Raw genomic sequence first — 14,755 nt, 5'->3', positions numbered from 1 at the left:
CCGTACGAATAGATGGCACGTTCCACAGCCCGTAAGCGGGCGCTGAACACTCTGTACGAAGCGGATGAGAAGGGACAGGATATCCTGTCCCTGCTCGATGAGCGCATAGCCCATCCAGGGGCCCAGACACCCCTGCCCGACTACGCCATCCAGATTGTCCGCGGCGTTGCCGAGCACAAGAGGAGTATCGACGCCACCCTTGATCGTCACTCGACCAGGTGGCCCCTGGGCCGGATGCATGTCATCGACAGGAATCTCCTGCGTATCGCGGCCTGGGAGATGCTCTACAACCCTGAGGTGCCCGACAAGGTGGCGATAGACGAGGCGCTTTCCCTGGCGAAGAGTCTGTCGGACTCTGATGCCCCATCCTTCATACATGGCCTGCTCAGCGCGGTTCAGCAGGAAAAGGATGAGGAATCCGAGCATGAGGAAGCCGAGACGGTCCGTCGCCAGGAGGCTTCCAGGATTGCTGACCTGGCACTTGCCGAGGCCGACAAGGCAGAACAGGAAACCTCCCGGATAGATGCCGAAGACACCCATGAGTCCGAACATCAAGTTGATGGTTCGGCGGGTAAGGGTGATGGCTTCGATCCAGATGTTACGACGAACGAGGACGAGAACAATGGTCTTCAGGGTGAGGAAGTTTCCCTTGCCGATCTGACTTTGACCATGCCGGAAGAACTATATGGTGAGTCTTCCGACCAATAGACCATCGTGATGTGACATGGCTCGCCGATACTGAACGTGCGGTGGCCTGGCGGATACAGCCGGGCTATCGCACGTTCCTGTTTGTATGACCTGTCTGCCGTCGTCCGTTTCGGCCCATCGGACCGTGAGGAACCGCAGCGGATGCAGAAGTGAAAAGGAACCGTGCTGCGCGGTTCGGATGCGTGGTTGTTATCCACGGGTCTGACTAGTGTGGTTTCGAATATCCACGGTAATCAAGGGGGTTCGGTGAACCTGAAGGACACCAACGCCATCACCTCCGATAGCCGTTTTTCCAATCGGGCCTTGCTCATCCTTGAGGATGGGGAAGTGTACCTGGGGAGAAGCTTCGGAGCGGTGGGCACTACCATAGGTGAAATTGTTTTCTCGACCGGGATGACGGGGTATCAGGAAACCCTGACGGATCCCAGCTATGCTCGGCAGATCGTCGTACAGACCTTCCCCCACATCGGCAATACCGGTGTCAACGACCAGGACGGGGAGTCGGACAGGATCTGGGTGGCTGGATACGCGGTCCGGGAACCCAGCCCCAACGTCAGCAACTGGCGGGCCCGGGGCGGTCTCCATGACCAACTGGTCGATCAGGGCATCGTCGGTATCAGTCACATAGACACTCGCCGGCTCGTGCGGCACTTGCGTTCTGCAGGTGTTATGCGGGCCGGCATTTTTTCAGGCCCGAACATCATGCTCAACGATGGCGGCATGCCCAGAACCATGCAGGAACTCCTCGATGAGGTTCGTTCGGCCCCCCAGATGAGTGGGTCCCACCTGACCGGCGAGGTCAGCACGGATGGATCCTATATCGTCGAACCGGTCGGAGACCATGAGGGGAAAGAGCCCGTCTGCACGGTGGCGGCGGTGGATTTGGGAATCAAGTCCATGACACCTTACCGGCTGGCTGAGCGTGGGTGCAGGGTCCACGTGCTTCCCGTAGATGCCACCATCGAGGAGATACGGGCCCTGGGGCCTGACGGGGTCTTCTTCTCCAACGGTCCAGGCGACCCTTCGACCGCAAACGAAGAGGTGTCGCTCCTCAGACAGGTCCTGGATGCCGGGCTGCCCTTCTTCGGGATCTGCCTCGGCAATCAGCTCCTGGGGCGTGCTCTGGGATTCGATACCTACAAGCTCAAATTCGGTCATCGTGGCATCAACCAGCCGGTCATGGACCTGACGACCGGCAAGGTGGAGATAACCGCCCACAACCACGGATTCGCCGTGGACGCCCCCAAGGGCGAGCCGGTTCCGGCCCCTTACGGAGACGGTCGTTATGGTCGCGTCCGCGTCTCGCACATCGACCTGAACGATGATGTGGTGGAAGGACTGGAGTGCCTTGACATTCCGGCTTTCTCGGTCCAATACCATCCGGAGGCGGCGGCCGGGCCGCACGATGCCTCCTACCTGTTCGACCGGTTTGTCGATCTGATGCGGAACGCCAAGGGAGGGAAGGCACATGCCTAAGCGGCAGGACATCCATTCGGTCATGGTCATCGGCTCCGGCCCCATCGTCATCGGTCAGGCTGCCGAATTCGATTACTCGGGAACCCAGGCTTGCCGGGTCCTCAGGGAGGAGGGAATCAGGGTAATCCTGGTCAACTCCAACCCCGCCACCATCATGACGGATCCCGAGATGGCCGATGCCACCTACATCGAGCCCATCTCCGTTCCCTTCCTGGAGCGCATCATCGCCAAGGAGAAGCCTGATGCCATCCTGCCCACGCTGGGCGGGCAGACGGCCCTGAACGCTGCTGAAGCCCTGGGCAAGGCCGGTGTGTTGGAGAAGTACGACGTTGAGCTGATCGGTGCCTCCCTTGAGGCCATCGACAGGGGAGAAGACAGGGAACTCTTCAAGAAGGTCGTGGACGAGGCCGGTGCCGAGTCCGCCAGGTCCCGAATCATCCACACCCTGGATGAGGCTGATGCCGTGGCCGACGAACTCGGCTACCCCCTGGTGGTGCGTCCATCCTTCACCATGGGTGGTCTGGGATCCGGCATCGCACATGATCAGGAGGAGCTTCACCGAATTGCCGGTGCAGGCATCCACTATTCGCCCACCGATGAGGTCCTGCTTGAGGAGGGCATCGAGGGGTGGAAGGAGTATGAGCTGGAGCTCATGCGCGACCGCAATGACAATGTGGTCGTGGTCTGCCCCATCGAGAACGTCGACCCGGTCGGTGTTCATACGGGCGACTCCATCACCGTGGCTCCTGCTTTCACCCTGACGGACCGCGAGTATCAGAAGATGCGCGACATCGGCATCGCCATCATCCGTGGTGTGGGTGTCGATACCGGTGGCTGCAACATCCAGTTCGCCGTCAATCCCGACAATGGGCGCATCATCGTCATCGAGATGAACCCCCGTGTTTCGCGGTCCTCGGCCCTGGCCTCCAAGGCGACCGGGTTCCCCATCGCCAAGATTGCGACCAAGCTGGCCCTGGGTTACACCCTGGATGAAATCGAGAACGACATCACCAGGTCGACCCCGGCCTCCTTCGAGCCGACCATCGACTACGTGGTGACCAAGATTCCGCGCTTTGCCTTCGAGAAGTTCCCCGGTGCAGACACCACCCTGACCACCTCCATGAAGTCTGTGGGTGAGGCCATGGCCCTGGCCGGCAACTTCCAGGAATCCCTGGGTAAGGCCATGCGGTCCATCGACAAGCGGCATATGACCTTCGACTGGGACGGTCCACGCCCCGACCAGGCCGAGGTGGACCGTCTCCTTGAGCTCATGCACACTCCCACGGAGCATCGCTATCTGCAGATCCAGCGGGCGCTCTGGGGTGGGGCCAGCATAGATCAGATATTCGAGGCCACCAAGATCGACCGCTGGTTCCTGGAGCAGTTCAGCCTGATCAACCAGCTCGCCATGGAGATCCGTGGCAGTGAGTTCCTCGATGATGATCTCCTGCGCCGGGCCAAGCAGGCAGGGCTGAGCGACCTGCAAATATCCCATCTGCGTGGTCTGGGAGACCAGGGGGAGTCCGTCATCCGCGAGCTGCGCGGTGCCTTCGGCATCCACCCGGTCTATAAGACCGTCGACACCTGCGCGGCCGAGTTCGATGCGGCAACCCCCTACTACTACTCCTGCTATGCCGATGAGTCCGAGCTGAGGCCCAGGGACCGTGAGGCGGTCATCATCCTGGGTTCCGGTCCGAACAGGATTGGACAGGGCATCGAATTCGACTACACCTGCGTCCACGCGGTCCAAGAGCTGGGCAAGGACTATGACACCATCATGGTCAATTGCAACCCCGAGACCGTCTCCACCGACTACGACATGTCCGACAGGCTCTACTTCGAGCCCCTGACCTTCGAGGATGTACTGGAGATTTACCAGGCCGAAAAGAAGATGGGCCCGGTCAAGGGCGTCATCGTCCAGCTGGGCGGCCAGACCCCGCTATCCCTGGCGGCCAGGCTGAAGGCTGCTGGTGTGCCCATCCTGGGCACCAGTCCCGAGTCGATCGACCTGGCGGAGAACCGCGAGCTCTTCGGCGAGGTTCTGAAGAAGGAACACCTGAACGCACCCAGGTATGGCACGGCCCTCTCCCTGGAGGAGGCCCAGGAAGCGGCCCACGGCATCGGATATCCGGTACTGGTCAGACCCTCCTATGTGCTGGGAGGCAGAGGCATGGAGATCGTCTATGACGATGCCCAGCTGGAGAAATATGTTGACAGGGCCCTGCAGGAAGCCAAGGCCGATACGGTCGTCTCCGGCCGCCTGCCCTCACCCCTCCTGATCGATAAGTTCCTTCAGGATGCCATAGAGGTTGATGTCGACGCCTTATACGACGGCAGCGATCTGTATATCGGCGGCATCATGGAACACGTGGAGGAGGCCGGGGTCCATTCCGGTGATGCGGCTTGCACCCTGCCCCCGTCCACCCTCTCCGACGACCAGATCGAGCGACTTCGCCAGGCCACCAAGGCCATCGCCGAGGGGTGCGGGGTCCGGGGCCTGATCAACGTGCAGTACGCCTTCATGGCCAACACCCTCTACGTCATCGAGGCCAATCCCCGAGCCTCCCGCACCGTCCCCTTCGCCTCCAAGGCCACCGGCACCGCCCTGGCCAAGGCGGCGGCCCGGATCATGGTGGGGGAGACCATAGCTCAGCAGCGGGCCAACGGTCTCCTCCTGCCCCTCCAGGACGGGGGTACGGTCCGGGTCGGGCAGCCGGTGGCGGTCAAGGAATCGGTCCTGCCCTTCAAGCGCTTCAGGACACCGGTCGGTAGGACGGTTGACATCCTCCTGGGGCCCGAGATGCGTTCCACCGGTGAGGTCATGGGCTTCGACAGGGACTTCCCCCACGCCTTCGCCAAGAGCCAGTCGGCTGCTTACGAGGGCGGTCTGCCCACCTCCGGGGTGGTCTTCCTCTCGGTCAATGATTCGGACAAGCGCCAGCTGCCCATGCTGGCCGCCCGACTCCAGGAACAGGGCTTCACCATCTGCGCCACCGAGGGAACGGCATCCGTCCTGCGCAGGTACGGGATTGATGTGGCCGTGGTGGACAAGATCACCGCAGGTTCTGCCGACCAGGCATCCGGCCCCGGTGAGGATGATGGTGTCAGGCGCATGGGAGGAAACCCCGTCCAGCTGATTGAGGAGGGGCGGATTGACATGATTCTCAACACCCCGAGTTCCAGGGATTCCCGCTCCGACGGTTATCTAATTCGAGTCTCGGCCATCGCGGCGGATATTCCCCAGTTCACGACCATCACCGAGTTCTCTGCCGCCTTGATGGCCATCGATGCCGTCAAGACGGGCGACTACGAGGTGCTGAGCATCCAGGAACACGCCCAGCGTCTTTTGGAGCTGGAAGGTCTGGGCCGGTAGGCCGGAGCCTGGTCATAGGACCGGAACCGAACCGGTTGGTCGTCCTGCACCGATGAGGTAGGGGCAGGACCGGATGATTGGTTTGCCACGGGGACCGGGAACGGATGGGCAGTGCCCCGATCCGTTCCCGGTCCCCGCTATTCTGGCTGTGTAAGTGCTCATCAGGGCCGTCTGCGGAAAGGAAGATTCATGTCAGCTAGCAGTGACGCCGTCAGGGAATCAGATCAAGAGATTCTCACCCAGGGCAAGGGGCGTAGGAGGCTGATTGTCCTGACCGGTCCGACAGCGGTCGGCAAGGGGACCGTAGAGGCGGCACTGCGCGCGGCACATCCGCAAATATGGGTTTCGGTCTCGGCCACGACCCGCGCACCCCGCCCGGGTGAGAGCAACGGTATTACCTACTGGTTCATGGATGAAGAGGAGTTCGCCCGGAAGGACAAGGCCGGCGAGTTCCTTGAAAGTGCCCTGGTGCATGGCATGTCGCACTACGCCACCCCGCTCAAGCCTGTTCTGGAGCATATGGAGGCAGGGGTGCCCACCATTCTCGAAATCGACCTTCAGGGGGCGCAGCGGGTACGTCAACGCGCCGAGGAGCTGGGTCTGGATGTGGTCTATGTCTTCCTGGCCCCGCCCACCTTCGACGATCTGGTCATCCGGCTGAACAAGCGGGGGACCGAAAACGAGGAGCAGCGTAAAAAGCGTCTGGAGACCGCCAAGGTCGAGCTGGCGGCAAAGGACCAGTTCGATGTGGTCGTCGTCAATGACTCCGTGGAGAAGGCCTCCGATGCGCTCTGGCAGATTATCAGCCGGGAGTATGACCTTCCGGCCTGATATGCGGTGATTCGCGGTCAGGGGCGCAGGGTTCCCGACCGTCTGCCCCGGCCTGCGCGGTCCCCGCTCTCCGAGAGCGATATTGCAAGTGCCGCACTGGTTTCCGAATACCGGTGCGGCACTTGCAATATCGGGTTACTGCGCAATCACTCCAACCCGGAGAGCCTGTTGATCAGTTCAGGGTCCCTGGTGGCGCCCTTGTCGGCGGACCTGGCGAAGGCCGCGTACGCCTTGAGGGCCAGGGAGACCTTCCTGTCGCGGTGGGCCACATAGCCGTCGCCGGCCTCCACCTCCGCGCGTCGTTGACTCATCTCCTCATCGGTCAACTCCACGTCCACCTGCCGGTTGGGGATGTCTATGCTGATCATGTCGCCGGTGCGAATCAGGGCAATGGGTCCCTTGTTCGCCGCCTCGGGGGCGATGTGCCCGATGGAGAGACCCGAGGAGCCGCCGGAGTACCGCCCGTCGGTCAGAAGCGCCACATCCTTGCCGATACCCTTGCCTTTGACGAAGGAGGTCGGGTAGAGCATTTCCTGCATACCGGGTCCCCCCTTGGGACCCTCGTAGCGGATGACCAGGGCCTGGCCCTTCTTCAGGGTGCCGTTCAGAATGACCTCGACGGCCTGCTCCTGGGACTCGACCACCAGGGCCGGCCCGCGGAAGTTCCATATCTCCTTTGGAACACCGGCGGTCTTGACCACACACCCGTCGGGTGCCAGATTGCCCCGGAGAATGGCCAGACCGCCCTCCGTTACCGCAGGGTGTTCCAGGTCGTGGATGGCTCCGTGGACCCTGTCCGTATCCAGGTCGTCCCATTCCTTGGACTGGTTGAAGGGCTCGGGGGAGGTGATGTGCCCGGGTGCCGCGTGGTAGAGCTCCTTGGCCTCATCCAGGCAGGTGGGGCGCATGATGTCCCACTCTCCGAGTTTGGATTCCAGGTCGGGGTAGTCGATGGAATGGGTGTTCCTGTGCAGGGCGCCGCCCCGGTCGAGCTCGCCCAGGATGCCGCAGATGCCCCCGGCCCTGTGGACATCGGATATCTCCCAGTCGCCTGACGGTGATGCCTTGCAGATACAGGGGACCGTATGGGAGATGCGCTCGATGTCGTCGAGGGTGAAGTCCACGTCGGCGGATTGGGCTGCGGCCAGAATGTGCAGGACCGTGTTGGTGGACCCTCCCATGGCCACATCCATGGTCATGGCGTTCTCGAAGGCCTCCTTGGTGGCGATGGCCCGGGGGAGTACCGATTCGTCGTCCTCCTGGTAGTACCGGTTGGCGATTTCGACCACCATCCTGCCGGCCTTTTCGAAGAGCATCTTCCTGGCTGTGTGGGAAGCCAGGGTGGTGCCGTTGCCGGGCAGGGCCAGGCCCATCGCCTCGGTCAGGCAGTTCATGGAATTGGCGGTGAACATCCCTGCACAGGAGCCGCATGTTGGGCAGACGGACTTCTCCAGGGCCAGGATCCCCTCGTCGTCGACGGCGTCGTCGGCCGAAGCGTACATGACGTCGATCAGGTCGGTGTTCTCCTTGACCGTTCCATCAGGCATGACCGTTCGGCCGGATTCCATGGGGCCTCCGGAGACGAAAACCGTCGGTATGTTAAGCCGCAGTGCCGCCATGAGCATGCCAGGAGTGATCTTGTCGCAGTTGGAGATGCAGATCAGGGCATCGGCACAGTGGGCGTTGACCGAGTACTCGACGGCGTCCGCGATGATGTCCCGGGAGGGAAGGGAGTACAACATGCCGGTGTGGCCCATGGCGATGCCGTCATCGACGGCTATGGTGTTGAACTCCCGGGGAATGCCACCCGCTGCCTGAACGGCCTTGGAGACCAGTCGGCCCACCTTGTTCAGGTGGACGTGGCCGGGAACGAACTCCGAGAAGGAATTGGCGATGGCCACGATGGGCTTGCCGAAGTCCTCACCCTTGACGCCGGCGGCACGATAGAGAGCACGGGCGCCCGCGAACTCACGTTCCTTCATCAACTTGGCTGATCTCATCTGCATATTCTTATTCAAGTGACCGGGCCAGGACCGTGCCGGAGCATGGCCGCATAGTGGAATACGGCAATCTTCGTCCGGATGTGAACACTCATTCCGAATATCCAACCTGAGCGGTAGAATCGTGACCGATTGAACGGTTGTTCATCCACTTGAATTGGAGTATGAACTTATGGCATTTGGCACCGAGCCCCATCCACAGGGATTTGCGAATCCTCCCATCGACGATCTGATGCAGCACGCCGATTCGAAGTACGCCCTGTCCATCTTTGCGGCCAAGCGCGCCCGCCAGATCAATTCCTACTTCACCCAGCTCAACGAGGGCCTGCTGCAGAACGTCGGCCCCCTGGTCGAATACCAGAACCAGGAAAAGCCCCTCTCCATCGCCTTCCGCGAGATCGATGAAGGACTGCTGGAGGAGACCCTGGGCGAGGATGATCTGAGCGAAGGCAACTGAGTCTGCCCTTATACACCGGTATATACGGGGAAGGCTCGGGAATCGAAGCGTCCCACGGCTGAGTCGGTCGTTCACGCAGAAAGCAAGAGGTGGTTGTAATGGCAGAGCGACGGTTGATTTCGGCTGAATCCGTGACGGAGGGACATCCCGACAAGGTATGCGATCAGATTTCGGATGCCATCCTCGACGATCTGATAGCTCAGGACCCCCACTCCCATGTTGCTGTGGAGACTTCTGCCGCGACCGGGCTTTTCCTGATTTTCGGAGAGGTCTCCTCGCAGGGCTATACCGACATTCAGAGCCAGGTTCGTTCGGTCCTGCGTCGGATCGGATACACCTCTTCTGAAATTGGTCTGGACGCCGACTCCTGCGGTGTCACCGTATCCTTGAGTGAGCAGAGCCAGGAAATCAACCAGGGCGTGGCCCGTCTGAGCGGAACCCAGGAGAGCGCGGCCACCCGTGAGGAGCGGTACGAGTCCCAGGGGGCGGGCGATCAGGGCGTCATGTTCGGATACGCCTGCGACGAGACCGACACCCTGATGCCCCTCCCGATTTATCTGGCGCATAAGCTGTCCTACCGCCTGTCCCAGGTTCGCAAGGAGGATATCGTCCCCCACCTACGTCCCGATGGGAAGACCCAGGTCACCATCGAATATGACGAGAACGACCGACCGGTTCGCGTCGACACGGTTCTCATTTCGACCCAGCACGACCCCGAGGTTGACCACGACTGGTTGCTGGACCAGCTTGTGGAGCATGTCATCACCCCTGTCCTTGACGAGGTGTGCGGTGATTCCATCGAACACCAGGGATACCGTATCCTGGTCAATCCGACCGGTTCCTTCGTTCTGGGCGGTCCTGCCGCTGACGCTGGTCTGACCGGTCGCAAGATTATCGTCGATACCTATGGTGGGGCTGCCCATCATGGTGGCGGAGCCTTCTCGGGCAAGGATCCGAGCAAGGTCGACCGTTCCGCGGCCTATGCGGCTCGCTGGGTGGCCAAGAACATCGTTGCCGCCGGTCTGGCTCATCGCGTCGAGGTCCAGGTGGCCTACGCCATCGGGGTGGCTGACCCGGTGAGCGTCAATGTTGAGACATACGGCACCGAGGAGGGGGTGACCCGCGAGCGGATTCAGCAGGCCGTCCGCACGGTCTTCGACCTGAGGCCCGCCGCCATCATCGATGAGCTTGACCTCCTCCGTCCCATCTATTCGAAGACCGCGGCCTATGGGCACTTCGGACGTAACGATCCCGATTTCACCTGGGAGCGGACCGACAAGGTCGATGAACTCAAGGCCGCCGTCGGCATGGACAGGTAAGGACCACAAGGAATCCACGGACCACGATGCACTCCTGGAGGAACCTGGGGCGGTCGTGGTTCTTTCGTATCAGGGTCTGGTGTAGTCGATGAGGGAGCGGGGGCAGGCCCTTCCCGGGAGGTGCCGATTCCGCATCAGGATTTTTGGAGGCACGAATAAGCGTCGGTGCGGATATCCTGGAGGCAGGCCGCCCACCGGGTCATGAACCCGGCATTACAAGAAGCACGTCAGGAGGTCGGAGCCGATGAGTGAGGCTGATGCCCAACAGCTTGTCCTGGATGGTCTTGCCCAGGGGAAGCCGCGCAAGCCACGCGTTGCAAGGCGCCGAACCCCTGCCGGCCAGGATCCGGTGGCCCAGGTGGTCCTGAACGTCCAGGCAACCCACTTGGGGGGCACCTTTGACTATCTCGTCGACCAGGATCAGGACAAGGGTGCACAACCTGGGTCCCTGGTCAGGGTCCGCTTTGGACGTCAACTGATCAACGGGGTGATCTGGGGGCGGCAGTCGACCAGTGAGGTTCCCGAGTCGTCCCTTCGCTACCTGGAGCGTGTCATCACCCCCCACGCCCTGGTCTCGGACTCCATGCGGGAAGACATCACCCTGATAGCGCGGGCCTATGGGGGTACAGAGGCCAATATCCTCCGCCTGGCCGTACCCCCCAGGGTGGCACGGATAGACAAGGAGCAGCAGCTGGTTCCAGGTCAGCCCAGGCTGGCCTCCGACACTGACTGGGTGGCTGGGCTGGACCGGGCTGCAACCGATGCAAGGGCCGACCTGAATCGGGATTACGACCGTCTTGAGGAGTTTGACCAGGCCCTGCAATCCGATGGGTTCTCCGCCTTCCTTGCCGATATAGGGCCGGGGCCAGGCCGTGCCGAACACCTGGCAGCCTGGTCCCTGGCCGCTGCCCTCTTGTCCGGGAGGTCGGCCGTTATGGTCCTGCCGGATATGCAGGTGGTTGAGCGCCTTTCCGCTGCCTTGCAGGCCTTGGAACTGGTGCCTTTCGGTCCTAGGACAGGAGGCGGTGGCGACCCCGGCGGGCCGGGTTGGGCAGGGGACTACACCATCCTGGATTCCTCCATGGCCCCGGCAGAACGATATCGGTCCTATCTGGCCCTGGCCTCCGGTCAGGTTCGATGCGTCATCGGGCTCCGTGCGGCCATGTATGCCCCGGTGGAAGGTCCGGCCCTGTTCGCGGTCATGGACGACGCGGCCTATCAGAGTGCCGATGGGATGATGCCCTATGCCAATGCCAGGGGGGTTCTGAGGCTCCGGGCCAAGTCCCATGGTGGCGTCTTCCTTGCCCTGGCGCGGTCAAGGAGCGTCCGTTCCCAGTGGGAGAGTACTCCGGAGGCCGAGGAGGTTGGCTCCGGCGTTACCGGACCGATTCGTTCTTTGGACTCTGCACACACCCCGGGTAGGGACCGTCTGCCCTGGATCAGATGGCTGAACAGGGAGGAACTGTCCCGTCTGGCCGACCCCACAATCGGTGCCAGGGTACCCCACACCGCAGTCGTCGCACTGCGGAAGGCCTTGGATGATGGTCCTGTCCTCTTGTCGATTCCCCAGGACGGATACAGCCAGGCCCTGAGTTGTGCCCGTTGCCACCACCAGGCTCGTTGCCCGCGCTGTACAGGACCACTCCGCTCCGACCGTGAATCTGCACCCCGTTGCGCCTGGTGTGGTGCAGCGGCCACCAACTGGAGTTGCCCGAACTGCGGTGGGGAGCGGCTGCGAGTGATCAGGGTCGGGGCGGCCGGAACAGCCCAGGAGCTGCGGATGCTCTTCCGTAACGTCCCCATTCTCATCTCTTCGCCGGGGCAACCCCGGGGGCCGGTCTTCGAGGTGGATCAGAAGCCCCGGTTGGTCATCGCCACACCAGGGGCCGAGCCGATTGTGATTCAGCGAGGTAGGGGTGACGGTGATGGTGATGCTGCCAGGCAGGACCCTCTCCCCGAGGCCCATCGGGCAGGATACACCGCCGTCGCCATACTGGACGCGTGGACCAGCCTGTATGCACTGGGTGTGGATGCCCGTGTCGATACCCTGTCGTCCTGGATGCGTGCGGCCTCCCTTTGCCGGTCCCGCGATAGTGGGGGGCAGGTCCTCCTTCTGGGGGAGACGGACCCTCAGCTGGCCCAGGCCCTGGTTACATGGAGGAGCCCCCTCCTGGCCGGAGCCGAGCTGGAGGACAGGCGCATGACGGGAATGCCTCCGTCCTGCTCCCTGGCTACGGTCTGGGGCGGACGCAAGGCCGTTATGTGGATACTGGACCGTATCGGGGCGACCACGGGTGAACTGTCCCTGCTTCGGACCGAGGAGGGCGAGGTTCCATCCATGCTGGGCCCCGTACCGATTCCACCCCCGAAGACCCTTGCGGCCAGGCAGCTGGAGGGGACCCAGGATCGTGTCCGGGCCCTGGTCCGGGTCCCCTTGGAGAAGCGTGACTTCCTGGCCGATCGACTCAGGGAAGGGCTGTCGGAGTACTACGCCAAACGAGGACGTGAGGAATTGAAATTCCAGATGGATCCCAAGGATCTGACGTAGCGAATCCCGGGGTCTATGAGGCGTGCTTGCATGGGAAAGACGATGAGGTGCGAGGAAGGTGACGTGAACGATGATTGGATGGCCCGGAGAGGTTGAAGTGCCCACTGATGTCATCCTGGCCGATGACCAGGCGGAATCAACCAAGGGCAGGCCCATCAGGCAGGTCATCTTCGACTTTGGCAACGTCCTGATCTACTGGAAGCCCGAAGCGGCCATGGTGTCCTGGTACGGCCCTGAGGCCATACGGGACATGCTGGATAACGACAAGTCCGGTTTCTTCGATGCCAACAACATGATGGACGGTGGCGCGCCATGCGCGCAGGCCCAAGCCTGGGTCCAGGAACACCATGGTGCCCCCTGGGATGAGATGTTCACCTATTACTGCGACAATTTCGTTGATTCGCTGACCGGTCCCGTTCCCGGTGCCAGGGTATTGGTCAAGGATCTCAAGGCCGCCGGGGTCGGGGTCTGGGGTTTGTCGAACTGGGGCACCGAACTCTTTCCCTACGCATGGGGGCAGTACCCCATTCTGCATGAGCTGGATGATCTGGTCGTATCCGGCCCCATCCATATGCGTAAGCCCCATCCGGATATCTATCTTCATGCCCTTGAGCGGTTCGGCATCAGGGCAGAGGATGCCCTCTTCGTGGACGACAAGGGGATGAATGTGGTTGCGGCCAACAAGGTGGGTATCAGGAGCGTCTGCTTCACGGATCCCTATAAGTTGCGGAACTTGCTGATTGAATCCGGGCTCGACATTCCCCGGGTCCGGTAAAAGGTACGGTTGTTCTCGCGGGCCGATTCGTATTTTCGGACGCGACAGGTTATGGAGGAGTGAATCCACATGGTGATGAGGTTATTGTTTGCGGGAACACCTGATGTGGCCCTGCCGTCCCTGAGGCTTCTGGCCGGCGACCCGGAGCACTTCCAGGTGATGGCCGTCCTGACCAGGCCCGATGCCCCCAAGGGGAGGGGCCGGAGATTGGAGCCGAGTCCGGTGAAGGCGGCGGCCTTGGAACTTGGCATTCCGGTCATCGAATCCGACCCCGGGGAGGCCGACTTCATCGACACGATCCAACGGACGGGAGCCGAGTATGCCGCCGTCGTGGCCTACGGGAAGATTCTGAAACGACCGGTTCTGGATGCCATGCCCGGTGGCTGGTACAACCTTCATTTCTCCCTCCTGCCCCAGTGGAGGGGCGCTGCCCCGGTCCAGCGTGCCATATGGTCCGGCGAGACGATTACCGGAGCCACGGTCTTCCGGCTGACTCCGGGCATGGACGAGGGGCCCATCCTTGCCCAGTCCACGGTCGAGATCGGGGCCCACGAGACGTCCGGGCAGCTCCTGGAGCGACTGGCCGAGGATGGTTCCCATCTGCTTGGTGCGTCGCTGGAGGCCCTGGCCGAGGGGCGGGCCCTTCCCATTGAGCAACCCCAGGGTGCCTATGAGGTGGCGCGGAAGGTCACCAGCCAGGATGCCCATATCCGCTTTGATCGGCCCGTATTCGCCCCGGACCGGCAGATTCGGGCCTGCACCCCCAATCCCGGTGCCTGGTGCCGGATTCACGAGGATGGGGAAAGCGGCAACCGGATAACCCAGGTCCAGGTGATTGAGGCCGCACCCGCCCAGCCGGACCAGCCGGGCCTGCCCGAGGACCTGAAACCCGGTCGTCTGGGAATGAGCAAGAAGCATATTTGGGTGGGGACCGCTTCGGCACCCCTGGAGCTGCTGCAGGTCAAAGCGGCCGGGAAGAAGGCCATGAAGGCCATCGACTGGGCCCGTGGTGCGCGGCTTGAGAAGGATGCCTTCTGCGACTGACGGGTTGCAGATGGGGATGAATCCCTGATGGGAGGCTGCTGCACCGGTATGCGGAACCAAAGGTCCGAGTGGGTCTCTGGTCCGGCTAGCATCTTGGGAGAGCACAGTCGGATTCACAATGGGGGCCGAGGAGGATACGGTGAGCAGACAGGACAGTGGGATTGCCGGTGACGCCCTGAAGGACGACGGTTCATCACCCTCCGCTTCCGAGGGAGATGGTCCGG

10 protein-coding genes are annotated in these 14,755 nt (G+C 62.1%); 9 read left to right on the top strand and 1 reads right to left on the bottom strand.

Annotated features, from left to right (window positions below; all coding sequences use genetic code 11):
* The first annotated feature begins 12 nt into the window (after window positions 1-12).
* The 4 genes from nusB (at window position 13) to gmk (ending at window position 6,388) form a co-directional block, all read left to right on the top strand.
* Window positions 13-708 carry a transcription antitermination factor NusB gene (nusB, locus tag H3V08_RS07510; RefSeq protein ID WP_232340113.1) on the top strand — a complete coding sequence of 232 codons (696 nt, stop codon included), beginning with the start codon at window positions 13-15 and terminating at the stop codon, window positions 706-708.
* 246 nt (window positions 709-954) lie between these two features.
* The gene (carA, locus tag H3V08_RS04090; protein ID WP_198181685.1) at window positions 955-2,184 is read left to right on the top strand and encodes a glutamine-hydrolyzing carbamoyl-phosphate synthase small subunit; all 1,230 of its coding nucleotides are present in this window, start codon (window positions 955-957) and stop codon (window positions 2,182-2,184) included.
* Window positions 2,177-5,557, top strand: coding sequence for a carbamoyl-phosphate synthase large subunit (gene carB, locus H3V08_RS04085; protein ID WP_198181684.1), 3,381 nt, complete (start codon window positions 2,177-2,179; stop codon window positions 5,555-5,557). The genes carA and carB overlap by 8 nt, the downstream gene beginning before the upstream one ends.
* A 189-nt stretch (window positions 5,558-5,746) precedes the next feature.
* On the top strand, window positions 5,747-6,388 hold the full coding sequence (gene gmk / locus H3V08_RS04080) for a guanylate kinase (RefSeq protein ID WP_198181683.1): 642 nt from the start codon (window positions 5,747-5,749) through the stop codon (window positions 6,386-6,388).
* Window positions 6,389-6,534: 146 nt separating this feature from the next.
* On the opposite strand, the gene ilvD is transcribed toward gmk, so the two are convergent.
* A complete protein-coding gene (ilvD, locus tag H3V08_RS04075; protein WP_198181682.1) occupies window positions 6,535-8,394 on the bottom strand; it encodes a dihydroxy-acid dehydratase in 1,860 nt (619 codons plus the stop codon).
* Window positions 8,395-8,560: 166 nt separating this feature from the next.
* On the opposite strand from ilvD, the gene rpoZ reads away from it, so the two are divergent.
* The 5 genes from rpoZ to fmt all read left to right on the top strand — a co-directional run bounded on the left by rpoZ (window position 8,561) and on the right by fmt (window position 14,531).
* Entirely contained in the window at window positions 8,561-8,845 is a 285-nt protein-coding gene (rpoZ, locus tag H3V08_RS04070) for a DNA-directed RNA polymerase subunit omega (protein ID WP_033490402.1), read from the top strand.
* A gap of 98 nt (window positions 8,846-8,943) precedes the next feature.
* The gene (gene metK / locus H3V08_RS04065; protein ID WP_198181681.1) at window positions 8,944-10,164 is read left to right on the top strand and encodes a methionine adenosyltransferase; all 1,221 of its coding nucleotides are present in this window, start codon (window positions 8,944-8,946) and stop codon (window positions 10,162-10,164) included.
* A 244-nt stretch (window positions 10,165-10,408) separates the two neighbouring features.
* Complete coding sequence (locus H3V08_RS04060; protein WP_198181680.1) at window positions 10,409-12,712, top strand: primosomal protein N'; 2,304 nt, start codon at window positions 10,409-10,411, stop codon at window positions 12,710-12,712.
* 70 nt (window positions 12,713-12,782) lie between these two features.
* Window positions 12,783-13,487 carry an HAD family hydrolase gene (locus H3V08_RS04055; RefSeq protein ID WP_198181679.1) on the top strand — a complete coding sequence of 235 codons (705 nt, stop codon included), beginning with the start codon at window positions 12,783-12,785 and terminating at the stop codon, window positions 13,485-13,487.
* Window positions 13,488-13,559: 72 nt separating this feature from the next.
* Window positions 13,560-14,531, top strand: coding sequence for a methionyl-tRNA formyltransferase (gene fmt / locus H3V08_RS04050; protein ID WP_198182120.1), 972 nt, complete (start codon window positions 13,560-13,562; stop codon window positions 14,529-14,531).
* The last annotated feature ends 224 nt before the right edge of the window (window positions 14,532-14,755 follow it).

The organism is Bifidobacterium sp. M0307, from assembly GCF_016100445.1.
Classification (GTDB): Bacteria; Actinomycetota; Actinomycetes; order Actinomycetales; family Bifidobacteriaceae; genus Bombiscardovia; species Bombiscardovia coryneformis.
The sequence above is the reverse complement of the archived record's forward strand: the minus strand, read 5'-3'. Positions and strand labels throughout refer to the sequence as shown.

Excerpts from the sequence above, each read along its gene's own strand:
- rpoZ (WP_033490402.1), top strand. The coding sequence starts at position 8,561 with ATGGCATTTGGCACCGAGCCCCATCCACAGGGATTTGCGAATCCTCCC.
- metK (WP_198181681.1), top strand. The coding sequence starts at position 8,944 with ATGGCAGAGCGACGGTTGATTTCGGCTGAATCCGTGACGGAGGGACAT.
- gmk (WP_198181683.1), top strand. The coding sequence starts at position 5,747 with ATGTCAGCTAGCAGTGACGCCGTCAGGGAATCAGATCAAGAGATTCTC.
- ilvD (WP_198181682.1), bottom strand. The coding sequence starts at position 8,394 with ATGCAGATGAGATCAGCCAAGTTGATGAAGGAACGTGAGTTCGCGGGC.
- H3V08_RS04060 (WP_198181680.1), top strand. The coding sequence starts at position 10,409 with ATGAGTGAGGCTGATGCCCAACAGCTTGTCCTGGATGGTCTTGCCCAG.
- carB (WP_198181684.1), top strand. The coding sequence starts at position 2,177 with ATGCCTAAGCGGCAGGACATCCATTCGGTCATGGTCATCGGCTCCGGC.
- nusB (WP_232340113.1), top strand. The coding sequence starts at position 13 with ATGGCACGTTCCACAGCCCGTAAGCGGGCGCTGAACACTCTGTACGAA.
- H3V08_RS04055 (WP_198181679.1), top strand. The coding sequence starts at position 12,783 with ATGATTGGATGGCCCGGAGAGGTTGAAGTGCCCACTGATGTCATCCTG.